Raw genomic sequence first — 23637 nt, 5'->3', positions numbered from 1 at the left:
TCATGTGCCGCCCGCATGTGATGGCTACACTGACCTTACACCTTATCCGGGCCAAGGCTATCAAATTTGGCAGGTAGACGCCTGCGCTTTTGGCTGGATAGCATCAAGGAGTGCAGCGAAAGGAACGTGCCATGTGGTCTGAAATCGAACCCGATGAAGTCAAGGATGTCACGGTCGACGGATATACCGTCAAGACCTACAGTTTCGGCTCTGGCGACAACGTCGTACTTTGCGCAAACGGCGGGCCGGGCCTGCCTTGCGACTACCTGCGCGATTCGCATTCGTGCCTGGCCGCCGAGGGCTACCGCGTTGTCGCCTGGGATCAGCTTGGCACCGGATCGTCGGATCGCCCGACCGATCCCGCGCTTTGGACCATCCAGCGCTATGTTGAGGAGACCGAGACCGTGCGCACGGCGCTGGGTCTCGGCAAGGTGCATTTCCTCGGTCAATCCTGGGGCGGCTGGCTGGGCATCGAATACGCGCTCACCTATCCCGGCAGCCTGCGTTCGCTGATCCTGGAAAACACCGCTGGCGACATTCCGCATCTGGTGTCCGAGCTGAACCGTTTGCGCGATGCGCTGGGCAGCGAAACAGTTGCGATGATGCAGCGGCACGAGGCGCTGGGCACGCTGGATCACCCCGAATACGAGGCGGCTGTCACGATCCTGAATTATCGTCATGTCTGCCGGCTGGATGACTGGCCAGCGCCTGTCAAACGCTCGCTTGATGACTGGAACATGGGGCCGTATGGCACGATGCAGGGCCCGAACGAGTTTCTCTATACCGGCAACATGGCCGAGTGGAATCGCATTCCGGACATGCACAAGATCGAGGTGCCCTGCCTGATCACGACCGGCCAGCATGATGAGTTGACGCCCGCTTGCGCGCGCCGGATGCACGAAGCGTTGCCAAACTCGGAAATCCAGGTCTTTCCCAACAGCAGCCATATGCCTTTCTTCGAAGAGCCGCAGGCCTATTACCCGGCGCTTCTGAAATTTCTTGAAAGGGCGTCGACGGCATGACGTCGCGCATGGCCGAAACCGGACTGCTTGGCGACGGTTTTCGTGTCTGGGACGACCGCGCCGCCGATGATGTGACGCACATCAAGACGGCTCATGGCCGCGTCACTGCTTACAGCTATGGCAGCGGCGACAGGGTTCTGTTTTGCCTCAACGGCGGGCCGGGCCTGCCCTGCGACTACCTGCGCGATCCGCATGTGCCGCTGGCCGAGGAGGGGTTTCGCGTGGTCACCTATGACCAGCTGGGCACGGGGGCATCCGATGCGCCTGACGATCCCGCCTTGTGGGAAATCACCCGCTACGCGGATGAGGTCGAGACGGTTCTGGACGCGCTGGGTCTGACCTCGGTTCATTTTCTTGGCCATTCCTGGGGCGGCTGGTGCGGCATCGAATATGCGCTGCGCCACAGGGGGCGGCTGCGCAGCATGATCCTGGCGAACACCTGCGCTGACATGCCTCACCTGCTGCAGCAGATCGCACGTCACCGAAATGCGCTGGGCGCCGAAACGGTCGCGATGATCCAGCGATACGAGGCGCTGGGGTGGCTGGATCACCCCGCCTACGAGGCGGCGATCACGCTGCTGGATCATCGACATATCCGCCGGATGGACGACCGCCCCTTACCTGTGCAACGCTCCAAGGACGGTTTCAACTTCGAGATATTCAACACGATGCAGGGTCCGAACGAATATCACTACACCGGCAACCTCAAGGACTGGAACAGGCTCCGGGCGTTAAAGGATTTCGACTGGCCCTGCCTCGTGATCCAAGGGATGCACGACGCGCTGTCCCCGGCCTGCGGCATGCGGATGCACGGCGCGCTGCCCGATTCCCGGATTGAAATCTTTGCCCAATCCTCGCATTCGCCGTTCTACGAGGAGCCGCGCGCCTACCGCGCCGCCCTGACCGCGTTTCTGGACGATGTCGACGGGGTAGGCAGATGAGCCGCTATCGCTTTGTTCTCTATCGCCCGATCCAGCTGATTCCGGTGCTGATCGGCATCAGCGTCATCACTTTCGTCCTGGTTCGCTCGATCCCCGGCGATCCGGCCCGCGTCCTTCTGGGGCCGCGCACGACCGAATCCGCGCTTGCCCGCGTGCGCGAGCAGTTCGGCCTCGATGAGCCGCTCTGGCTGCAATATTTCTACTTCGTCAAGAACCTCTTCAAGGGCGAGCTCGGCAAGTCGATCCTCTACAAGGTGGACGTGCTGAAACTGATCGCGACCCGGATCGAGCCGACGCTGGTGCTGGTGATCGGCAGCGTCCTGCTGGCCCTGCTGATCGCCACGCCCATGGCCGCCATCGCGGCGCGCAGGCGCGGCAGCTGGGCCGATCACCTCATCCGCATCATCTCGACCGCGGGGCTCGGATTTCCAGCCTTTTGGCTGGCAATCATGTTGATCCTGCTGTTTTCGGTGCAACTGGGCTGGTTCCCCGTCACGGGCTATGGCCGTACCTTCTGGGACAAGGTGCACCACATGACATTGCCTTGCCTGACGACCGGCCTCGCGCTGGCGGCAGTGCTCACGCGCAACCTGCGCGCCTCGATCCTGGCCGAGCTGCAATCGGATCAGGCGACCGCGGCCCGCGCCCGCGGCCTGCCTGAAAACGTCGTGTTCTGGCGCCATGTCGTGCCCAATTCGCTGGTGCCCACGGTGAACCTGCTGGCGGTCAATATCGGCTGGCTGATCAGCGGATCGGTGGTGATCGAAACCGTCTTTGCCATCCCCGGCATGGGCCAGCTTCTGGTCCGAGGCATATTTACCCGCGATTACATGGTGGTGCAGGGCGTTGCGATGGTCTTTGCCTGCGCGACGGTGCTGGTGAATTTCCTCGCTGATATTCTGACAGTCACTATCGACCCGAGGGTCGAATTATGAGCGGCGCCCGGGCCATCCGTTCGCGCCGCATCCGCTGGCCCGGCAAGGTGACGCCGCTGGTGTTGGGCGCGGGCATCCTGCTGACTTGGCTGCTGATCGCGCTTTTCGCGCCGTTGCTGGCACCCTACGATCCGATCTACCAGGACGCCGCCGTGCGGCTGCAGCCGCCCTCATGGGCGCATCCGCTGGGCACCGACAATTTTGGCCGCGATATCCTCAGCCGCGTGATCTGGGCCGCGCGGATCGACTTGCAAATCGCGGTATTCGGCGTGGTTTTTCCCTTTGTCATCGGCACAATCGCCGGGAGCATCTCGGGCTTTTTCGGGGGCTGGGTGGATACCGTTTTCATGCGCATCATCGACGTGGTGTTGGCCTTCCCGTTTCTCGTGTTGATGCTGGCGATCATCACCATCATCGGGCCGGGACTGGGCAGTTTCTACATCGCGATGGCGCTGGTGGGCTGGGTGTCTTACGCGCGGCTGATCCGAGCGCAGTTCCTCGTACTGAAAAACTCCGATTTCGCCATGGCTGCCGTCAGCCTCGGTTACTCGAACACGCGGGTGATGTTCCGCCACATCATGCCCAATGCAATCCTCAGTTCGGTCGTGTTTTCCATGTCGGACGCGGTACTGGTGCTGCTGAACGGCGCCGCGATCAGCTATTTGGGGCTTGGCGTGCAGCCGCCTGTCGCGGAATGGGGCATCATGATCGCCGAAGGGCAGGGCTTCATTACCACTGCCTGGTGGATCACGACCTTTCCCGGCATAGCGATCGTGACGCTGGCGATGGGGTTCAGCCTGCTGGCTGACGGGCTTGGCGAAGCCCTGGGAGTGCGCGAATGACCGATGCGCCGATCCTAAGCGTGGATAACCTGAGCGTCGCCTACGAGGGCGGCGGCACATCGCATACCATCATCGACGGGGTATCCTTCACGCTGCGCCGGGGCGAGATTCTGGGCATCGTGGGCGAGAGCGGATCGGGCAAAAGCATGACCTGCCGTGCGCTCATGCGCCTCCTGCCCAGCAGCCGGCTGAGTGTGACGGGCGGCTCCGTGCGACTGGAGGACGGGCGCGACGTGCTGGCCCTGCCGCCGCGCGAATTGACACAGGTGCGCGGGCGGCGCATCGGCATGATCTTTCAGAACCCGGCCAGCCATCTGGATCCGGTCATGTCCATCGGTCGCCAGATCGCCGAGAGCATCCGCCACCATCGCAAGGTCGGCCACACCGAGGCATGGGCGCGGATGCTGGATATTCTGCGGCAGGTCGGCATCCCCGATCCCGAAAGCCGCGCGAATGCCTATACGCACGAATTTTCCGGCGGCATGCGCCAGCGCGCGATGATCGCCGTGGCGCTGGCTTGCGATCCCGACATCCTGATCGCGGACGAACCGACAACCGCGCTGGACGTGACCGTGCAGGCGCAGATCCTGCGTCTTTTGCAGCAGCTACGGGATGAGCGGGGGCTGTCGATCATCTTCATTACACACGATCTGGGCGTGGTCTATCAGCTCTGCGATACGGTTGCGGTGATGTATGCCGGGCGTCTGTGCGAATATGGGCCAAAGAGCGACGTCATTCATCATCCGCGCCACCACTACACCGCCGGATTGGTCGCCTGTCAGCCCGGCAGCGAGGGCGGCACCGGGCCGGTGCACACGATCCCCGGCCAGCCGCCCAGCCCGGGCGACATGCCATCGGGCTGCCGGTTCCACCCGCGCTGCGCCGCAGCCGACGCGCTCTGCGCCGCGCGCCAGCCGACGCTGGAGGAAGCCGAGCCGGGCCACGCGCGCGCCTGCCATCATCCGGTGGGTATGGATGCGGAGGTAGAGGCATGAGCGACCCGGTCCTCCTTGATGTGCGCAACCTCAGCGTGGAATTTCCCATGGCGCGCAGCCGCATGGGCTTTGGCCCGCGGCGCAGCCTCAAAGCGGTCAGCGATATGTCGATGCGCGTTGCCGCAGGCGAGACCGTCGGCCTCGTTGGCGAGAGTGGCAGCGGCAAAAGCACCTTTGGCCGCGCCATTCTGCGGCTGGGAGAGTTGACCGAAGGCCAGGTACTGCTTGATGGTCAGGACATGGCCCGCGCGCGGGGCGAGGATCTCGCCCGGCTCAGGCGCGAGACGGCGATGATCTTTCAGGATCCCTACGGATCGCTCAATCCGCGCCTGACGGTTCGGCAGACCATCGCGGAGGTCTTGCAGGTACACGGCAAGGCTGGTCCCAGCGGCGCCGACGCGCGCATCGCCGAGCTTTTGGACCTTGTCGGGCTGGACCGTGCGCTGATGAACCGCCGCCCCGGTGATTTGAGCGGCGGCCAGTGCCAACGCATCGGCATTGCCCGCGCGCTGGCGATCGAGCCGCGGCTGATCGTGGCCGATGAATGTGTCGCCGCGCTGGACGTGTCGATCCAGGGGCAGATCATCAATCTTCTGATGGAATTGGGCGCGCGGATGCATCTGGGCATGATCTTCATCGCCCATGATCTGGCCATGGTGCGGCGCCTCTGCAACCGGATCTCAGTGATGTATCTGGGCCGCATCGTCGAGGAAGGCCCGACCGAGGAGGTCTTCAACGCTCCGCGCCACCCCTATACCCGTTCACTGATAGAGGCGATCCCCGAGATCGACCCTGACCGCCACCTGCCGGATACGCCCCTTCCGGGCGAGCCGCCCAGCCCGGTCAACCTGCCCGAGGGCTGCGCGTTTCATCCGCGCTGCCCTCTGGCACGTCCCGAATGCCGCACCGCCGTGCCGCCGCTTGTCGGGGGCGCACACCGCGCCGCCTGCATCCTGGCGCCCGGCGGGCGACTGAACGAGGCAGGGAAAAACCTGCCCGAAACGATACCTGCAACCCCGACAGAAAGGACTGAGACATGCTGAAAGGCAAATTTACCCGCTATCTCGCCGCCGCCGCCGTGACCGCATTGATGGCCGGCACATCCATCGCCGAAGCCGCAGGCGTTCTGACCATCGGCCGCCGCGAGGACGGCACCACCTTCGATCCCATCGCGACCGCACAGAACATCGACTTCTGGGTCTTCTCCAACGTCTATGACGTTCTGGTGCGCGTCGATAAATCCGGCACCAAGCTGGAGCCGGGCCTGGCCGAAAGCTGGGAGGTCAGCGAGGACGGCACGACTTACACGTTCAAGATGCGCGATGCCAAGTTCTCGGACGGTAGCCAGATCACGTCGGAGGATGCCAAGTTCTCGCTCGAGCGTATCCGCGACGACGAGGGCTCGCTCTGGTCCGACAGCTATCAGATCATCGAAAACATGGAGACGCCCGACGACCACACGCTGGTGGTCACGCTCTCCGGCCCATCGGCACCCTTTCTTGCATCGCTGGCCATGCCCGGTGCGTCGATCATCTCGAAGGCCGGAATGGAGGAGATGGGCGTCGAGGCCTATGCCGAGCGGCCCATCGCATCGGGTGCGTTTTCGGTCGAGGACTGGCTGCGCGGCGATCGCGTGATCCTGGCCAAGAATCCCAATTTCTGGGAGGCGGATCGGGTCAGCCTCGATGGGGTCGAATGGATTTCGATCCCTGATGACAATACCCGCATCCTCAAGGTGCAGGCAGGCGAGATCGACGCCGCCATCTTTGTGCCCTTTGCGCGGATCGAGGATCTGAAGGCCGATCCCAACCTGAAGGTGCACCTGGACCAGTCGACACGCGAGGATCACCTGCTGATCAATCACGCAAATCCGCCGCTGGACCAGAAAGCAGTGCGTCAGGCGTTGGACATGGCCATCGACAAACAGGCGATCGTGGATGCTGTCACCTTCGGGATCGGCGAAGTGGCCTATTCCTACGTCCCCAAGGGGGCGCTCTATCACTATGAGGACAATCTGCAACGCCCGCATGATCCCGAGAAGGCCAAAGAGATGTTGGCCGAAGCCGGGGCCGAGGGGCTGACACTGGATTACCTGGTCAATGCAGGTGATCAGGTGGACGAGCAGATCGCCGTCCTGTTGCAGCAGCAGTTGGGTGAGGCGGGCATCACCGTAAACCTGCAAAAGATGGATCCGAGCCAGACCTGGGACATGCTGGTCGCCGGGGAATACGATCTATCGGTCATGTACTGGACCAAGGATGTCATCGACCCCGACCAGAAGACGACCTTCGTTCTCGGCCACGATTCCAACAACAACTACATGACCAACTACACCAATCCAGAGGTCAAGGATCTGGTCGCCGCCGCCCGCATCGAGATGGACGAGGCCAAGCGCGAGACGATGTATGTCGATCTGCAGAAGATGGCGAAAGAGGACGTCAACTGGATTGACCTCTATTACAGTCCCTATCGCAACGTGACCCAAAGCAACATCGAGGGCTTCTATCAGAACCCGCTCGGCCGCTTCTTCCTGGAGGATACGGTCAAGAACTGACGAGACCTGATGCTGCGCTGGCCATGAATCGTCCCAGCGTGGCCTGTTGCCGGTGACCGGCGCAAATGTCATCCGGGGCCGCGGCCCCGGATGATTTGCTTTCTTTCCATGTTGCGCGGCCCGTCTTGCGCTGCGCAGCAGGGCGGGCTAGAGCCTGCGCCCATGATCAAGGACAAGCATCCCTCGGGCGCGCCCTGGCGCAATTTTTATGGCCGGTTCAAGGGCAAGGCCCTGCGCAAGACCCAGGAAGAGGTTCTGGACGCGGATCTGGACGGGCTCTCGCCCGGCCGGGTCGGCTGGGACGTCAACCCAGAGCGCAAGGAGCTGGATATCGGCGCTCTCTTCGGCGGGCGCGACCTGTGGCTCGAGATCGGCTTTGGCGGGGGCGAGCATCTGGTGCATATCGCCGCGGCCGAGCCGGATATCGGCCTGATCGGCTGCGAGCCTTACCTCAACGGCGTCGCCATGCTACTGACCAAGCTGCGCAAGACGCCGCGGCCCAACGTGCGGGTGCATCCCGGCGATGCGCGCGATCTCTTCGATGTGCTGCCGGAGGCATCGGTAGGGCGGGCCTACCTGCTTTATCCCGATCCCTGGCCCAAGGCGCGGCATCATCGCCGCCGCTTTGTCACCGAAGAGCATCTGGCGCCGCTGGCGCGCGCGATGCGGCCCGGTGCCGAGCTGCGCGTTGCGACCGATATCGAGGATTACGTGCGCCAGACGCTGGAGGAAGTGCCGCGTTGCGGGTTTCAGTGGCTGGCCGAGGGCCCGCAGGACTGGCGCCAGCCTTGGGATGGCTGGATTTCGACTCGGTACGAGCAAAAGGCGCTGCGCGAAGGGCGCGTGCCGCATTACCTGCGCTTCCGCCGCCGCTGAGCGCGGTCAGTAACCCTGCATCTTGACGCTGAGCCGGTCGAGCATGCTCAGGCATTGCGTCATCTGATCCATGCTCACGAACTCATCCGCCTTATGCGCCTGCTCGATCGAGCCGGGGCCGCAGAGAATGGCGGACATGCCCATGGTCTGAAAAATGCCCGCCTCGGTGCCGAAGGGCACGACATCGGCGCCATTCGCGCCGGTCAGCTCCATCATGATATCGCGCGCCTCCGAGACGTCGGCGGGAATCAGCCCCTCGACCTCGCCGATGGTTTCGGTCTGGATGTCTGCTTCGGGATAGACGGCGCGCATCGCGGGCAAGAGAATATCGGTGCAGTAGTAGTGCAGGTCGTCCTTGACGAGGGCAAAATCCGAATGTTGAACGGGCCGCATTTCCCAATCGACCTGTGCGGTCGAGGGGATCACGTTGTGCGCAACCCCGCCCACCAGCGCGCCGGTATTGATCGTAGTCCAGGGCGGGTCAAAGCGGCTGTATGCGGGCGCGCGGCCGCGCAGCGTGTCCTTGAGCGCCAGGAGGCGCGCGACGAAGAGCGCGGCATATTCCACCGCATTCACGCCCCGGTCCGGCCCCGAGCCATGCCCGGCAAGCCCCGAGAACCGCGTGGTGTATTCGCAGCAGCCCTTGTGCCCCTCGATCACGCGCATCATCGTCGGCTCGCCGATCAGGGCGACAGCGGGCCTGATCCCGCGCTGGGTCAGCGTCTGGGCCAGGGCGCGGGCGCCGACGCATCCGGTTTCCTCATCATAGGTAAAGGAAAAATGCAGCGGCCTGCGTCCGATCCGCTGCGCAAAAGTGGGCGCCATCGCGATGGCGGCGGCGATGAACCCCTTCATGTCGCAGGTGCCGCGCCCGTAAAGGCGGCCATCCTCCTCGTGCAGGGCAAAGGGGTCTGTCGCCCAATCCTGATCGGCGACCGGCACCACATCGCTATGGCCCGAGAGCAGAATGCCGCCGTCGCCTTCGGGGCCGATCGTGGCAAAGAGGTTGGCCTTGGAGCCGTCCGCATCCTTCATGATCTCAACACGCGCGCCCGATGCTTCGAGCCGGGTGGCGAGGTAGTCGATCATCTCGAGATTGCTGTCCTGGGACACCGTCGGAAAAGCGATCAGCGAGCGCAGCAGAAAGAGTGTGTCATCAACGGGGAGGGACAAGGCGGTGTATCCTAGAGGTCAGACGGTCAAGGGCAGGGGGCGCGGCCTTGGCCGCCAACCCCGATCTGTGGCACGCAAAACGCGGCCTGCCAAGTGTTGCGTTCAAGTGTTGTGTTAAGGCAAGGCCCGTTCGCACGCAGTCACATTACACTTGCGCGGCCCCCAGAACATGTCCGGCACTGCCGAATCTGTTCGCGCTCCGGGTGGGGGAAACGCGATGTCTCGAAATACTGCCGAAAACTCTTGGCCTGGCCTCAGACGTCGAGCCAGATCGTGACCGGTCCGTCATTGACGAGGCTGACCTGCATCGACTCGCCGAACTGTCCGGTCTGGCAATCAATACCGTGACCGCGCAGAGCTTCGGTGAAGCACTCGTAGAGACGCTCGCCCTCGGCGGGCGGCGCTGCGCTGGAGAAGCCGGGGCGATTGCCGCTGCGCGTGTCCGCCGCCAGAGTGAACTGGCTGACGACCAGCGCGCTGCCGCCAGTGTCGCGAAGTGAGAGGTTCATCTTGGCTGCCTTGTCCTTGAAAATGCGCAGTTTCGCGATTTTCGCGGCCAGTGCATGGGCCTTGGCCTCGTCATCGTCCTGCATTGCGCAGACGAGGATCATCAGGCCCGGTCCGGTTTGGCCGATGACCTCGCCTTCGACTTCGACGCTGGCGCGGGTGACGCGTTGGATGAGGGCGCGCATGGGCAGGCTCCTGTGATATGCGCGCGGATGCTGCGATGGGCGCCGTCCGGGGTCAAGCCCGGCGCATGCGGGCGGCAAGGCGGCCATCGGTAACGGCGATTCCGGCCGCGATAATGGCCAGGCCAAGATAGGCTGAGGGGCTGAGCGCCTCGTTCAGGAAGACGGCGCCGAGGCCGATGGCAAAGGGCGGTATCATCAGCGTGACGAGTAAGAGGTTGGCCGCACCTGCGCGCCTGAGGATGGCGAAGTAGAGCTGGTAGGCGCAGGAGGTCGAAAGCACGGCCAGCGCGATCAGCGCGGCCCATGTACCCATTGCCAGATCGACGCGCGGCACGCCGTCCACCATCAGGGCAACCGGTATCATCAGGACGGCGCTGCCCATCAGCATCCCCAGCGCGTTCATCTGCGCCGGCTGGCTAGACAGATGCTTGCGTGCCCAGACGCCCGCAACGGCATAGCTGAGCGCGGCGACGATGACCGCGAGTTGCGCAAGGCTGCGCAGATCGAGGTTGCGCGCGGCATCGGGGCCGATCACCACCGCGACGCCCAGCAGTCCCAGCACCGCACCGCCGATCTTGCGCCCTGTCAGTGGCTCATCTTTCAGCAATAGCCCTGCGACAAGCGCGCCAAAAACGGCTGCTGTTCCGTTAAGGATGGAGGCGAGGCCGCCTTCTATCTGGCTCTGGCCCCAGAAGATCAGCGAAAAGGGCAGCGCGTTGTTGAGCCCGCCCATCACCAGATACGCGCCCCAGACACGAGGCGGACGAGGGATGGCGATACCGCGCACGCGCACGACGAGCGCGAGAAGAGGCAGCGCCCAGATGACGCGGTGCAGCGTGATGGTGAGCGGTGGCACCTCGCGCAGGGCGATCTCGGCAAAGAAGAAGGAGCCGCCCCATATGGCCGAAAGGGCCAGCATCATGAGCGCGGAGGCGGGGGAGATGGACGGCGATGTCATGCCCGATCCATGCCATTGCGGGGCGCGGCGGCGCGACCCGTTTCCTGCGCAATCAAGGTTCCGCCGTCACTGGGTGGCGGCGATATATCCGATGGCTGCCGCGATCAGCAGGCCGATGAGAACGGCAAAGGCGATCTTCCACGCGGACCATGGCCGCTCGCCCTGCACGCGGCCGGTACGGCCGTTGACGACAAAGCGATAGCTCTTGCCACGGTATTTGTAGGCGGCCATCCAGACAGGCAGCAGGATATGCTTGAAGGACGCATCGTCCACCTGCGTTTCAATCTGGTGGATGCGCTGGCGATCGCCGCCGATGTCGAACTTGACGTCGCGGGCGATCACCGCATCCATATGCGCGCGCGCCTCGGTATACCCGTCCTCAAGCGGGACGGTGTAGCCTTCGGCAGCGAACCCGGCGAGGTATTCAGGGTTGTAGGGTTCGAGCGCGGCCAGATCCCAAGGGGGCAGCGCGTCTGTATAGCGCTTGGGCAGGGCGTGGGACGCCAATACCAGCACATCGTCAAAGGCGCGGGCGACGCGGCCCGACACGCCGCGCCAGCGCACCTTCGGCACCTGGATGGTCTGACGCTTGCCGTCGCGCATGACGGTGCGCGTCTCGTAATAGACCGTACCGCGCTCGCCGCGATAGGACGAGCGGGTGGCGGCGTCGAATGTCCAGTAGGGCACGTAGATGCCGTTCAGCCTGCGCCCCTTGCGTGCATATTGCTTGAGCCCGCCCGGAGCAAACCAGAGCCGGCCCAGCCAGTCTGACATGGCGGCGCGTGCCGTGCCCTCGTCAAAGGCGAAGGGCAGGACGCCGCGCGGCTTGAAGCGGCGATGCATGCCGGAGGAGGTGACCATCGGTGTTGCGCAAAAGGGGCATTCTCCCGCATGGGCATTGCCTGCAAGAGCGACCTCGGCCCCGCAATTGGGGCAGGAAAGCAGCGCCTGTTCCTCGGTCTCGCCCGCCTCGCGGGGGGCCTCGAGGGCGGTGGCCAGATCCTGTTCGCTCAGGGCATTGTGCCACGGGCCGGGGCCTGCGATCTCTTGCCGGTTGCCGCAATGGTCACAGATCAGCGCCGCGCCGCCGGGCGCAAAGCGCAGGTCCGCGCCACAGGCGTCACAGGGAAAACGGTGCTGGGCCAGGGTTGGCACTTCAGAGGGGGGCGAGGGCATTATGGGGCCGATGAGGATATGAGCATTTTTGCCAAGATGAAGCCTGCGGTGTCACGCCGGAGGCGGGGGCGGCGGCATGATGGTAAAGAGCTGGGCGAGTTCGGGCACATCCTCGGCCGCAAGCCAGCCATCCTGTCCGGCGGTCCAGACCATCGTGCCGCGCGACAACTCCCCGCCCGAGGCCATGCGGCCCATCGCGGCGCGGGAAAAGGGCCCGCGCGTCTCGCCATTCTCGGCGATGTGCCAGACGCGGTCGGGCGCTGGGGGCGGGGGCGGCGCTTGGTGCGTCGGGGCAGGCTGAGCGCCCCAAGGACCCTGCTGGCGCGCCATCTGGCCCGCCATGGCCATGCCCATCCCCATCCCGAGGCCAGCGCCCATGCCGCCGCCGCCGGACGGATTGCTCGCGGCCTCGGTCATCGCCTCGGCGGCCGAATACTGCGTATACTTGCTAAGATCGCCGGCGATGCCGACGGATGTACGTTTGTCCAAGGCCTTCTCGACAGCGGGCGGCAGCGAGATGTTCTCGATGTATAGCTCGGGGATGCTGAGGCCATAGGCCGCGACGGTCTGGCTGATCGCGGCGGCCACCAGTTTGCCCAGGTCGGCGGTATTGGCAGCCATGTCCAGCACAGGGATGCCCGAGGCGGCAATGGCGCGGCTGAATTCCTGCACGATGATGTTGCGGATCTGAAAGGTAATCTCGTCCTTGGTGAATTCCCCGTCAGTGCCGACGATCTCGCGCAGGAAGAGGGCCGGATCGCTGACGCGCACGGTATAGGTGCCAAACGCGCGGATGCGCGTGGGGCCAAACTCGGGATCGCGCAGCATGATGGGGTTTTTCGTGCCCCATTTCAGATCGTTGAAGCGGGTGGTGTTGACGTAGTAGATCTCGGATTTGAACGGGCTGCGAAAACCGTGATCCCAGTGTTGCAGCGTCGTCATGATTGGCATGTTGTTGGTCTCCAGCATGTAGAGACCCGGGGTGAAGACATCAGCCAGTTGCCCCTCGTGGACAAAGACCGCCGCCTGCCCCTCGCGCACGGTCAGCTTGGCGCCATACTTGATCTCATGCCCCTCGCGCTGGAAGCGCCAGACCATCGTGTCGCGGGTGTCGTCCGTCCAATGGATGACGTCGATGAATTCACCGGTCAGAAAGTCGAAGATGCCCATGACGCGTCGTTCCTCAGCCGCTTTTCGATGGGCGCGAGTGAAGCATGTTTGGGGGGCGGTGCCAAGCACTTGCCGAGCGGGCGAGCGGCCAGCATACGCCGAGCGGCGGCAGCACCGAAGAGCGGGCGGGCCGGTTGAATCGGCAGGGGGTCGGGCAGGGTGGCCAATGCCTGGCGCAGGCCCGGCAAGGCGGCGGCCATGGCGTGATCGCCCGCAAGATACGTTTCTGCCGCGGCCCCTTCTGCGAGGATGATCTCGTGCCGATCGAGGACAAGGTGGATGTAATGCGCATGACGGGCGCCGCGGCGCTGGCGGATGCCGGGCCGCCCGGTCAGCGCCTTTGCGGGAACCAGCACCTCTACCCCGCGCGCATCCTCGATCAGTATCCGGTGATTGGGTGACAGAACCAGCATCCGCTCCGGCGTGCCGTAACCCAATGTGCCCGGCTTGAGTTCGATCGGCTTATCCTTATGCTCGGCGGCGTCGAATGTCGCCGTGCGGCTTAGCATCATGCGCAGCAAGGCAGGCCCATGGTCGCGCGTGAGAATCAGATCGCCCGCCCGCAAATCTTCGACGGCGCGCGGGCCGTCCGGCGTTGCGATGCGGGTGCCTGCGGCAAAGCATGGCACGAAGGTTTCGCGATAGGCATAGGACTCCGACGCCGCGTTGTATTGGTAAGACCATCCTGCCGCCTGATCGTCCTGAACCGTCTGAGCCTCGATCGTACCGACATTGCTCAGTCCCGGAAATCCGGGCTGATTGGCCACTTGGGGTGAGCCGGTGTCCATGTTGAAGACGATGTAGTCGCCGCTGGCCGGATCAACCAGCGCGAGGGAGTCGGGTTGACCGCTATTCCCCTCGGTCATGATGTTGGTCGCGTTGCCGCCAGCGCCCGATTCGACGCCACCCTGGGACGCCTGTTGCGCCCATTCGGGTGGCACTCCGCTGATTTCATTGATGATATAGAGTGTCTGGCCGGGCTGCAGAACGGTACCCGAAGGGAAGGTGTGAAAAAGCCCTTCGCGGGCGCCATCGGGGGCGTTGGCACCCTTTCCCTGCGACCAGATCTGCCAGCCAGAGATGTCCACCGCGCTTTGGCAGGCATTGGTGAAGGAGACGAATTCATCCTCCTGCGTAGCCGTGCCATCGCCGTCGCTGTCGAATTCGACGCCTCCGGAATTATCGGTATAGACCTGATCAAACCGAATGCCGCCCAGATTGGCAACCATCGCACCCTCCTATCAAGGGCCCGCGAATCGGGCCGTTGGAGGCAGGTTAGGACCTGAGGATGAACATTCCGTTCGCGGACAAAATCAGCTGGAGCCGCCACGCCGCACGGCGATGAGCTGTGTCAGGATGGGGCGGGCAACGTCGAAGGTCATCCCCGGTGTGAGGCGCGGCGAATAGAGCAGGCGCAACAGTTCTTCGTCATGGGTGGTGAGAAGGGCGAACTCATCGTCGTCGTTGAAAATCGAGGGCCGTGCGCGCGGGCTGTCATTGGCAAGGCCAAGGCCCTGTGCCAATTCTTCGTGCACGCAGGATTTGCGCAAGAGATCAGGATGTTCGGACCGGATGAAAGCGATGGCGCGGCGATAGGTGTGGTCATTGTTATTGCCTGAAAACGCGATGACAAGGCAATGGATCGAGCGCGGCAGAGTGCGAAAGAGATCGAGCGAGGCCGGGTTGATGTTGGGCACCAGTGCGCGAATCCGGTCGATTGCCTCACCGCGATCATCCTCGCCCATGATGAGCACGTTGAAATTGGCATTGGCGCCAGCCCCGGCGCTGATCGGATGGCCGGTAATGCGTGCGAGGCGGCTGGCGTAGCCTTGCACGACGGCGCGGTCGGTGCCGCGCTGCGCCTCGGGCACGGAGCTGCCGAATTCCACGGACATGCGCACCGGCCCGGCCCATTTGCGCAGCCCCCCCGCGCGGCCATCGCCCGGCGCAAGACCCCGGTTGCGCGCGTATTCGTCGTGAAACGCGATCCTCTCGAAATTACGCATGAGGTCCGTGTCGGTGTAGGGCGTATCGGGGCCGCCGCCATCGGTGCGGAGCAGGCCCTGCGCAACCAGGCTGGCCTCTACCCGCGCGTAATGCGCGGCGAGGATGCGGCTACGCTCGGAGGGGCCGGGATCGGGCGCAGGCGCGGGCGGTTTCAGGCCCGCAGGGCGGGCCTGCGGCGTCGTGCTGGGCGGCGCGGGCATATCCGTGCAGGCCACCATCGCAGCCAGAGAGGCCGTGCCGCAAAGCGTTTTCAACATGCCGCCCAATTGCATCGCTCAGCCCTTCGTCGCCGTGCCGACGGTATCGCCAAGGCCGGTCTTCTTTGCCTTGGCCGAGGCAAGCGTCTCGCGCAGCTCGGACTCCATCTTTTTCAGATCTTCTTCGGCGGCGGCGCGGCGCGCCTTGCCCTCGTCGGCGATCTGGAGCGATTCCTCGATGGTGCCGATCAGGTCGGCATTGGCTTGTCTGACGGCCTCGATGTCGAAGACGCCGCGCTCCATCTCTTCGCGGATCACCTTGTTGCTCTCGCGCAGGTTGGCGGCATTGGCGGTCAGAAGCTCGTTGGTCAGGTCATTGGCGCCGCGCACGGCCTCGGCGGCCTCGGCGCTGCGCTGGATGGTGACGGCCTGCGCCAGTTGCGTCTCCCACAGGGGGACGGTGTTGACGAGGGTCGAGTTGATCTTGGTGACAAGGCTCTTGTCGTTTTCCTGCACCAGGCGGATCGAGGGCAGCGATTGCATCGTCACCTGCCGCGTCAGTTTCAGGTCATGCACCCGGCGCTCCAGATCGTCGCGGGCGGCGCGCAGATCGCGCAGCTCCTGCGCCTTCATCACCTTGTCGTTCTCGGGGGCCTTTTCGACTGCAGCCTCCTTGGCGGGGATGTCCTTCTCGTCGAGAACGCGGATCTTTTCCTCACCCGCAGCGATATAGAGCGCCAGCTCATCATAGAAGGTCAGCGTGCGGTCGTAGAGCATGTCGAGCGACTTGATATCCTTGAGCAGCACATGTTCGTGGCGCAGAAGATCATCGGTGACCTTGTCGATCTGCGCCTGCACCGTCTCGAAACGGGCGGTAAACTTGGCGAAGGGCGCGGCGCGGCCCAGAAGTTTCTCCCACCATGTCCGCTCGCGGCGCACGTCCAGCTCGCTGACCGAGAAGCCCCGTATCGTGGTGACGATCCCGCGCAAGCTGTCGCCCGCCGGGCCCACATCCTTGTTGCGCACGCCCTGCAGCATGGATTGCGAGATTTCCTGCAACTCCGCCTGCGCCGCTGATCCGAAGGAGACGATGGATTGCGTATCTTCCATGTCGATCTCACCCATGCGCTTCTTGATCTCGGCGCTCGCGGGCTTGTCCGCGTCCTTGTAGGGCACGATGGCATTCGCGTCTCTGGGCTCTGGCAGGATATGGCGGCTGACCTCTTCGACTTCGGCGAGGCTGGCTTCGGCCTGCTGGCGGACATTTTCGGGCATTAGGGATCCTCTCGGGTCGGGGATGGGGGCAAGTGCACGCCTTCGCGTTCCAGCCGGTCACGCAGCACGCTGATTTCGATCTCGAGCGCGCCTTGATCGTTCTCTAGCAGCTTCTGCGTCTTGGCGGAAAAATTCTGTTCCAGGTCATCCAGAAGCGCCAGGTAATCGGCGCGGGCTGTCGCATCCTGGCTGCGCGAATACAGATCGGCAAAACGGATCGTCGCATCGCGCGCGCCCATAAGGTAGACGCCGGTATAACGGCGCGCGGCGCTCAGGTCGCGCGGATCGTCCTCAAGTGTGCGCAGCATGGTGCGCACGGTCTGCTGAAACTGCGCCACGCGCTCTTCAAGGCGGCGGTCGCGGGCGCGCAGTATAGCGTCCGACATCTGAGCCAGCAGCGCCTCGGCCTCGCGCACGGTGCGCGCGACGCGGTCCTGCTGAAACGTGTCGACGCCCTCCATCCCCTTGTCGCGCAAGGGATCGACGCCGAAGGCGGCGATATGCAGGCCCGTGGTGACGATGCCATAAAGTGCGGCGGCGATGATGCTGCCATCGCCCGACAGGGCGGCAAGCGCGATGCCCATGCCGGCCAGCGCAGAGGAAAAGAGCTTGCGCGGGATTCCGGGGCGGCGGGCCACCTTGCGTTCGGCATAGGCTGCCTCGGCGCGCAACCCACCGCGCAAGAGCCAGGCGGACAGTGCCAGAACCGCCGCTGAGGCGGCGCCAAAGGCCAGCCCGGCCGCGCCGCTGGCAAGCGACGCAAAAAGCACTACGGCGGCGGGCGCGAACATGAGGTTCGCGCGCGCGCCAGCCGGATCCACGCGCGGACGGGCCGCCGGTCGGGATCTACCGCGGCCATCTGCCTTGCTGTCGCCATCCGGGCTGTACTTGCCGCCGAAACGCTGCGCCACGGGCCTAGAGCCCCCCCAGAAGGCCACTCGTCACGCCCAGCATCAAGAGCATGAGCGCGGCGAAACTGATCTTTTCCATAAGGGTCCTCCGAGGCACTACAGCGATATCGCGAGCCAGGTCACGACTGTCCTGAACCGCGCGCGCCGTTGTCGTGACGGCCAGGCCAATCAGCGTCACGACCACCAGAGCAGCGCAGAGAAATAGCAATATGCGTGTCATCGGGCGCCGTTCGTTCCGTTCCAAGCCTTGCGCGCAAGCCTATGGCAAGCGGGTGTGGCTTGCTAGGGGTAAGTTCAGGCGCGGCGCCGCGAAACCGGCCTAGCCGCGCATCCGGCTGCGCAGCGCGCTCAACTGCACCTCCATGGCGTCACGGTCCTCGGTCACGAAGGCGCGCAGCTCGCGGGTGAACTCCTTGTCCATCGAGGCGAGGAAGGCGATGTAGTCGCGGCGCGTGTCCGCGTCGCCGGTCGAGCGATACTGCATCACGAAGCGATCCGTCACCTCGCCCGTCTGTTCAAGGAAATGGCCCAGGTGGCGGCGCAGCTCGCGGTGGCGATCGGGATCGTCGACCAGCGCCTTCAGCATCAGGATCACGGTCTGGGTAAAGGTCTCGATGGGCTCGGCCAGGCCGGGATCCTTCAGCTCGTCAATCCGCGCGCGCATCCTCAGCAGGCGTGCCTTTGCCGTCTCGCTCAGCGCCTGCGCCGCGCGCAGACGAATTTCGACGGCGCTCTCGAGGGCTTTGTCGCGCAGCGGGTCTATCCCGAACGCCATGACCGCCAGCAGCGTCGCCAGCACGCCCTGAATGGCGGCGTAATCCAGCGCGCCGGTTTTCGACCAGACGAGCCCGGCAAGCGTGATGCCCGTCAGGACCGAACCGGCGATCAGGAATGGAAACCTTGGCCGCCGCGCGATCTCGGCGGCGTTGAACGCGTCGCGATTGCGCATCCCGACCGACAGCCACCAGAAGGCGATCCCGAAATAGAAGAGCGCCGCGGCATAGATCAGGATCTGGCGCGTATCGTCGCCGAAAAATGTGATGACCAGCGGAGCGACCGCCATGAAGAGCAGCGATATCGCCTGCTGACTCCGCGGCCCGTTGTAGAGCGCGCTGGCAGGGGCGGAGCGTGTGCGGCTACCTCGCGGCATCAAAAATCGCCTCCCGTCACGAATGCGGGGATCATCACGTTGCGCTTCGCCGCTGTCCGATTGCCCGGTGCGCTGTCCAGATCCGCGATGCCGAACATCGGATCGTCGATCCGCGTCAGGTTGACGATGCTTCCGAAGAGGCCGTTGCCCTTTTCGATACCCGCATATTCGAATCCATCGACCAGAGCCGTCTGATTGAGCAGCAGGAAGAAAAGCGCCGCGAAGGACAGGTTGGGCAGCAATCGCGAGGTGACGGTGCCGCCTGCGATGTTGGCCTCCAGAAAGACCCGAAAGCCTTTGAAAAATCGTCTGGCGCTCCAGACCATATAGGCCATAGACCCCAGAATGATGGCCAGAATGATGCCGTCCATGCCAATTCGCGCTCCAAGCTGCGCAAAGGGTTCTGGCGGCAGATTTTGTCACGGTGAGGGCAGGGGGAGGGCGAAGAGGTGGTATCGCCCTCTTTTGGCTGGCTTGGCTTGGCGCTGCGCGGCGCTTGTGGGTGTAGCCCCGGTGTCAGTCCTGATTGCGCCGGCGCGGGCCGCCCGTGGCGGGCTTGCGCGGGGCGCTGCTGCGGCCAACCTTGGCGCCGGGGCCGGGTTTACCGCCGGGTTTCGCGCCCGGTTTGCCCTTCGGGGCGTCGCCAGTCCGCGCGCCGGGTTTCGGCCCGGCCTTGTGAGCCGCCTTGCCACCCGGTTTGCCCGCGGCCCGGCCACCGCGCGTCACCTCGGGCTTGGCCGGGCCGGGCTTTCCCGCCAGCGAGGCCAGCTTGCGCCGGGGGCGGGCCTTCGGTTTGGCGGCGTCCAGGTCTTCGTCCGGGTCCATCCCCAGCTGGTCGCGCAGAACGCGGGGGCGGATTTCCTCGACCGCACCGGAGGCCAGTTGACCCAGTTGGAAGGGGCCATAGCTCACGCGGATCAGGCGGTTGACGGTCAGGCCCACGGCCTCCATCGCGCGGCGCACCTCGCGGTTGCGGCCCTCGCGGATGGCGACGGTGGCCCAGGCATTCGCGCCCTGCTGGCGGTCCAGCGTGACGGCCATCGGCTGAAACCGCTCGCCGTCGATCACCAGCCCCTCGCGCAGGGGGGTGAAGGTGGCATCGGTCGGACGGCCATTGACGCGCACGCGGTATTTGCGAAGCCAGCCCGTGCTCGGCAGCTCCAGCTTGCGCTTGATCCCGCCATCATTGGTCAGCAGCAAGAGCCCCTCGGAGGTGATGTCAAGCCGCCCCACGGTCATCACGCGCGGCAGATCGTCGGGCAGTTCGTCGAAAATGGTCCGGCGGCCCTGCTCGTCGCTGGTGGTGGTCACGAGGCCGACAGGTTTGTGATAGAGCCAGACGCGCGCAGGCTCGGGCGCCGCCAACGGCTTGCCATTGACGGTGATGCGGTCGCGCGCGGTCACGTTCAGGGCGGGGCTACCTATGACCTTGCCGTTGACGGTGACGCAGCCCGTCTCGATCAGGCGCTCGGCCTCGCGGCGGCTGGCAACGCCGGCGCGGGCGATGACCTTGGCGATCCGGTCGCCGGGGATGGGGGTGTCTGTGCTCATGGCGCGGGAATAGCGCATCGGCAGGGTTCGCGAAAGCGCCTATCGCGCGGCGGCGAGGAATGGCAAAAGGGCCGCATGAGCTTTGCCAGTCACATGGAGACGGCCCTGACCGAGGCCCGCGCCGCCGCGCAGCGCGGCGAGGTGCCCGTGGGCGCCGTCCTGCTGGATGCGTCGGGCGTCGTCGTCGCGCGGGCCGGCAACCGCACCCGCGAGCTGAACGATCCCACCGCCCATGCCGAGATCCTGGCAATCCGTGCCGCCTGCGCCGCCGCCGGGTCCCAGCGGCTGGCGGGCCATACGCTCTATGTCACGCTCGAGCCGTGCGCGATGTGCGCCGCCGCCATCGCCGCGGCGCGGCTCAAGGCCGTGTGCTTTGGCGCGTCGGATCCGAAATCGGGCGGCGTGCTGCATGGTGCGCGCGTGTTCTCTCACCCGCAGGCACATCATGTGCCCGAAATCTATGACGGCATCTCCGAGCCGGAGTGCCAGCGTCTTCTGACCGAGTTCTTCGCTGCGCGGCGCGGCTGATCCCGCAAAGGGTCAGGTCATCTCGCCCCGAACCCGGTCGCGCAGCACGAATTTCTGGATCTTCCCGGTCGAGGTTCGTGGAATGACGCTGAAGACGAAGCGGCTGGGCACCTTGTAATGCGCAAGGTGATCGCGGCACCATGCGCGCAGGGCGTCTTCCTCTACCTCCTGGCCGGAGGCAAGCTCGATGAAGGCGCAAGGCGTCTCGCCCCATTTCTCATGCGGCATGGCCACTACGGCGGCCACGCTGACCGCCGGGTGGCGATAGAGCGCTTCCTCCACTTCGATCGAGGATACATTCTCGCCGCCCGAGATGATGATGTCCTTGGACCTGTCTTTCAGCTGGATATAGCCATCTGGATGCACCACCCCCAGATCGCCCGAGTGAAACCAGCCGCCCTCGAAGGCGCGCTGCGTCGACTTCGGGTTGCGGAAATAGCCCTTCATCACGACATTGCCGCGAAACATCACCTCGCCCATGGTCGTGCCATCGCGGGGGACCGGGGTCATGGTGTCCGGGTCCATGACATCCAGCTGCTCAAGCGGCAGATAGCGCACGCCCTGGCGGGATTTGAGCGCGGCCTGCTCGCCCGGCGCCAGCTGCGACCAATCCGCGTGCCACTCGTTTACCACCGAGGGCCCGTAGGTTTCCGTCAGCCCGTAAAGATGCGTGACATCAAAGCCCGCCTCCTGCATCCGCGCCAGAACCGTTTCGGGCGGCGGGGCGGCAGCGGTGAAGAACTGCACCTTGCGGTCCAGCGAGCGCCGCACGTCCTCCGGGGCCTCGATCAGAAGGGACATGACGATAGGAGCGCCGCACAGGTGGGTCACGCCCTCGGATGCCAGCGCATTCCAGATCGGCTCGGCCCGGACCTGCCGCAGGCAGACATGGGTGCCGATGATGGCGGACATGGTCCAGGGAAAGCACCAGCCGTTGCAATGAAACATCGGCAGGGTCCAGAGATAGACCGCGTGTTTGGGCATCGAGGTGATCAGCGCGTTGCCCTGGGCCAGCAGATATGCGCCCCGATGGTGCGAGACCACGCCCTTGGCGTCGCCCGTGGTGCCGGAGGTGTAATTGATCGAGATCGCGTCCCACTCATCCTCGGGCATGAGCCAAGCGAACTCGGGATCGCCCTGTGCGACGAATGCATCGTAATCGACCGCCTCGGTGGGCTGGGCAGGGCCATCGAATTCGGGGTCTTCATACTGTATCAGCAGCGGGCGCACCTCGCTTAGGTTCAGCGCCTCCTGCATCAGCGGCATGAATTCACGGTCCACGATGACCACGCGTGCCATGGCATGGTCCAGCTGAAACGCGATGATCGCCGCGTCGAGCCGCGTGTTGATCGAGTGCAGGACCCCGCCGCACATCGGCACGCCGTAGTGGCATTCCAGCATCGCGGGCGTATTCGCCAGCATGGCCGATACCGTATCGCCCCGCCCGATGCCCTCAGCCGCCAGCGCCGAGGCCAGCTGCCTTGAGCGCGCGTAGAACTCGGCATAGCTGCGCCGCAATGGACCGTGCACCATGGCGGTGTGATCTGGAAAGACCTGCGCCGCCCGGTCAAGAAAGGTCAGCGGCGTCAGCGGCTGGTAATTCGCCGGATTTCGCTCAAGCCCCGCGTCATATGGATTGGGTGTCATCTGCTCACACGCGCTGAGCACAGGGCAGGGTATGGGGTGACTTCACTCAGTTTTCTCCTCGTCCAAAGCGCTCTCCCGTCACCGCAACCCAGCGGCGCGCGCGCTTCGGAACAGTCATAGCGCAGCCCGCGCCAGTGCGTGAACAGTTTCGCGACATTCCCCGCCCCGCCAGCGGCGGCATGGCACGGAAAACCGGGGCCAGCACGGCATCCGGCCCCGGCTTTCATCTTGGCGAGAATACTCAAATACCGTCGTCAGAGGTCGATCGGCTTCATCACTTCCGGCTCGATCACGTCGACACCGGGCAGGGCGGCCGCCATCGCCTCGGCCGATTGCTCGAGCACGTCAAAGGTGCGGTAGTGGCAGGGGATGACCGTCTTGAAGTCAAAGAACGTCTTGGCCGCATAGGCGGCGCGGCGCATGTCCATGGTGAAATGCCCGCCCGCGCAGAGGATGCCGATCTCGGGCGCGTGCAGGTCCTGAAAGACCTTCATGTCGGCCATCACATCCGTGTCGCCGCTGACATAGATGGTGCGGTCGCCACTCTCGATCATGTAGCCACATTCGCTACCCGGCACCTTGGGGCCGTCCTTGCCCGGAAAACTGCTGGAATGGGTGGCATGGACCATCGTTACGCGCACGCCGTCCAGATCGACGGTGCCGCCCTTGTTGAAGCCGATGGTCTCGATCCCCTCATGCTCGGCCCAGTGGTTCATCAGGTCGAACTGGCCGACAACCGGAACGTCCAGCTTGCGCGCGAGGCCGAGGGTATCGCTGGCATGGTCGAAATGCGCGTGGGTCAGCAGGATATGCGTGGCGCCGCGGGTGGCCTCCTCGTGCTTGTCCTCGGGCAGCATCGGGTTGCCGTTCAGCCATGGGTCGATCAGCAGCGTCTGTCCGCCCCATTCGATGCGAAACGAGCTGTGTCCAAGCCAGATGATCTTCATGATGTCCTCCTCATATCTGCTGCCATCACGCTAGCACAGCGCAGCCTACGCGCCAGAGGTTCCCTTGGCGGCGCTTGCACTGGGGCCGGG

Annotated in this window: 24 protein-coding genes; 9 read left to right on the top strand and 15 right to left on the bottom strand. The window is 64.6% G+C overall.

Translation table 11 applies throughout. From position 1 onward, the window contains the following. Positions 1-131 precede the first annotated feature (131 nt). The 8 genes from ACEWPM_RS05580 to trmB all read left to right on the top strand — a co-directional run bounded on the left by ACEWPM_RS05580 (position 132) and on the right by trmB (position 8165). On the top strand, positions 132-1022 hold the full coding sequence (locus ACEWPM_RS05580; RefSeq protein WP_393963596.1) for a proline iminopeptidase-family hydrolase: 891 nt from the start codon (positions 132-134) through the stop codon (positions 1020-1022). Continuing rightward, positions 1019-1963, top strand: a complete 945-nt coding sequence (locus ACEWPM_RS05575; RefSeq protein WP_393963595.1) for a proline iminopeptidase-family hydrolase — start codon at positions 1019-1021, stop codon at positions 1961-1963. The genes ACEWPM_RS05580 and ACEWPM_RS05575 overlap by 4 nt, the downstream gene beginning before the upstream one ends. Next, positions 1960-2898, top strand: a complete 939-nt coding sequence (locus tag ACEWPM_RS05570) for an ABC transporter permease (RefSeq protein ID WP_393963594.1) — start codon at positions 1960-1962, stop codon at positions 2896-2898. The genes ACEWPM_RS05575 and ACEWPM_RS05570 overlap by 4 nt, the downstream gene beginning before the upstream one ends. Then, a complete protein-coding gene (locus ACEWPM_RS05565) occupies positions 2895-3740 on the top strand; it encodes an ABC transporter permease (RefSeq protein WP_393963593.1) in 846 nt (281 codons plus the stop codon). The genes ACEWPM_RS05570 and ACEWPM_RS05565 overlap by 4 nt, the downstream gene beginning before the upstream one ends. After that, a complete protein-coding gene (locus ACEWPM_RS05560; RefSeq protein WP_393963592.1) occupies positions 3737-4735 on the top strand; it encodes an ABC transporter ATP-binding protein in 999 nt (332 codons plus the stop codon). The genes ACEWPM_RS05565 and ACEWPM_RS05560 overlap by 4 nt, the downstream gene beginning before the upstream one ends. Then, positions 4732-5778, top strand: a complete 1047-nt coding sequence (locus ACEWPM_RS05555) for an ABC transporter ATP-binding protein (RefSeq protein ID WP_393963591.1) — start codon at positions 4732-4734, stop codon at positions 5776-5778. Before ACEWPM_RS05560 ends, ACEWPM_RS05555 begins: the two co-directional genes overlap by 4 nt. Further along, complete coding sequence (locus ACEWPM_RS05550) at positions 5772-7289, top strand: ABC transporter substrate-binding protein (protein WP_393963590.1); 1518 nt, start codon at positions 5772-5774, stop codon at positions 7287-7289. Before ACEWPM_RS05555 ends, ACEWPM_RS05550 begins: the two co-directional genes overlap by 7 nt. A 162-nt stretch (positions 7290-7451) precedes the next feature. Next, a complete protein-coding gene (gene trmB / locus ACEWPM_RS05545) occupies positions 7452-8165 on the top strand; it encodes a tRNA (guanine(46)-N(7))-methyltransferase TrmB (RefSeq protein ID WP_393963589.1) in 714 nt (237 codons plus the stop codon). Positions 8166-8171: 6 nt separating this feature from the next. Here trmB and argE read toward each other — a convergent pair whose 3' ends face one another. The 13 genes from argE to ACEWPM_RS05480 all read right to left on the bottom strand — a co-directional run bounded on the left by argE (position 8172) and on the right by ACEWPM_RS05480 (position 20425). Then, positions 8172-9338, bottom strand: a complete 1167-nt coding sequence (gene argE / locus ACEWPM_RS05540; protein WP_393963588.1) for an acetylornithine deacetylase — start codon at positions 9336-9338, stop codon at positions 8172-8174. 254 nt (positions 9339-9592) lie between these two features. Next, positions 9593-10030: a D-aminoacyl-tRNA deacylase gene (dtd, locus tag ACEWPM_RS05535; RefSeq protein WP_393963587.1), complete on the bottom strand. Its 438-nt coding sequence runs from the start codon at positions 10028-10030 to the stop codon at positions 9593-9595. A gap of 52 nt (positions 10031-10082) precedes the next feature. Next, positions 10083-10988, bottom strand: a complete 906-nt coding sequence (locus ACEWPM_RS05530; RefSeq protein WP_393963586.1) for a DMT family transporter — start codon at positions 10986-10988, stop codon at positions 10083-10085. Between the two features lie 66 nt (positions 10989-11054). After that, the gene (locus tag ACEWPM_RS05525; protein ID WP_393963585.1) at positions 11055-12164 is read right to left on the bottom strand and encodes a TFIIB-type zinc ribbon-containing protein; all 1110 of its coding nucleotides are present in this window, start codon (positions 12162-12164) and stop codon (positions 11055-11057) included. Between the two features lie 51 nt (positions 12165-12215). Continuing rightward, complete coding sequence (locus ACEWPM_RS05520; RefSeq protein ID WP_393963584.1) at positions 12216-13334, bottom strand: SPFH domain-containing protein; 1119 nt, start codon at positions 13332-13334, stop codon at positions 12216-12218. Further along, complete coding sequence (locus ACEWPM_RS05515) at positions 13313-14563, bottom strand: Hint domain-containing protein (protein WP_393963583.1); 1251 nt, start codon at positions 14561-14563, stop codon at positions 13313-13315. The genes ACEWPM_RS05520 and ACEWPM_RS05515 overlap by 22 nt, the downstream gene beginning before the upstream one ends. An 84-nt stretch (positions 14564-14647) precedes the next feature. Next, positions 14648-15613 carry a DUF2927 domain-containing protein gene (locus tag ACEWPM_RS05510; RefSeq protein WP_393963582.1) on the bottom strand — a complete coding sequence of 322 codons (966 nt, stop codon included), beginning with the start codon at positions 15611-15613 and terminating at the stop codon, positions 14648-14650. Between the two features lie 3 nt (positions 15614-15616). Then, positions 15617-16813 carry a toxic anion resistance protein gene (locus tag ACEWPM_RS05505; protein ID WP_393963581.1) on the bottom strand — a complete coding sequence of 399 codons (1197 nt, stop codon included), beginning with the start codon at positions 16811-16813 and terminating at the stop codon, positions 15617-15619. Beyond that, complete coding sequence (locus tag ACEWPM_RS05500) at positions 16813-17724, bottom strand: 5-bromo-4-chloroindolyl phosphate hydrolysis family protein (protein WP_393963580.1); 912 nt, start codon at positions 17722-17724, stop codon at positions 16813-16815. Before ACEWPM_RS05500 ends, ACEWPM_RS05505 begins: the two co-directional genes overlap by 1 nt. Positions 17725-17728: 4 nt before the next feature. Continuing rightward, entirely contained in the window at positions 17729-17944 is a 216-nt protein-coding gene (locus ACEWPM_RS05495; RefSeq protein ID WP_393963579.1) for a hypothetical protein, read from the bottom strand. 99 nt (positions 17945-18043) lie between these two features. Continuing rightward, positions 18044-18874, bottom strand: coding sequence for a hypothetical protein (locus tag ACEWPM_RS05490; protein WP_393963578.1), 831 nt, complete (start codon positions 18872-18874; stop codon positions 18044-18046). Beyond that, on the bottom strand, positions 18874-19245 hold the full coding sequence (locus ACEWPM_RS05485; protein WP_393963577.1) for a hypothetical protein: 372 nt from the start codon (positions 19243-19245) through the stop codon (positions 18874-18876). The genes ACEWPM_RS05490 and ACEWPM_RS05485 overlap by 1 nt, the downstream gene beginning before the upstream one ends. A gap of 145 nt (positions 19246-19390) precedes the next feature. Then, positions 19391-20425 (bottom strand): pseudouridine synthase, encoded by a 1035-nt coding sequence (locus ACEWPM_RS05480; RefSeq protein ID WP_393963576.1) that lies wholly within the window; start codon positions 20423-20425, stop codon positions 19391-19393. Positions 20426-20500: 75 nt separating this feature from the next. On the opposite strand from ACEWPM_RS05480, the gene ACEWPM_RS05475 reads away from it, so the two are divergent. Continuing rightward, entirely contained in the window at positions 20501-20953 is a 453-nt protein-coding gene (locus tag ACEWPM_RS05475; protein ID WP_393963575.1) for a nucleoside deaminase, read from the top strand. A gap of 12 nt (positions 20954-20965) precedes the next feature. Here ACEWPM_RS05475 and ACEWPM_RS05470 read toward each other — a convergent pair whose 3' ends face one another. Together ACEWPM_RS05470 and ACEWPM_RS05465 are read right to left on the bottom strand one after the other, a co-directional pair. After that, the gene (locus ACEWPM_RS05470) at positions 20966-22600 is read right to left on the bottom strand and encodes an acyl-CoA synthetase (protein ID WP_393963574.1); all 1635 of its coding nucleotides are present in this window, start codon (positions 22598-22600) and stop codon (positions 20966-20968) included. 254 nt (positions 22601-22854) lie between these two features. Beyond that, positions 22855-23547, bottom strand: coding sequence for a metal-dependent hydrolase (locus ACEWPM_RS05465; protein ID WP_393963573.1), 693 nt, complete (start codon positions 23545-23547; stop codon positions 22855-22857). Positions 23548-23637: the final 90 nt, after the last annotated feature.

This window comes from Roseovarius maritimus, from assembly GCF_043355895.2.
Classification (GTDB): domain Bacteria; phylum Pseudomonadota; class Alphaproteobacteria; order Rhodobacterales; family Rhodobacteraceae; genus Roseovarius; species Roseovarius maritimus.
Note: the sequence above shows the minus strand (reverse complement) of the source record. Positions and strands in the feature narration are given on the sequence as shown.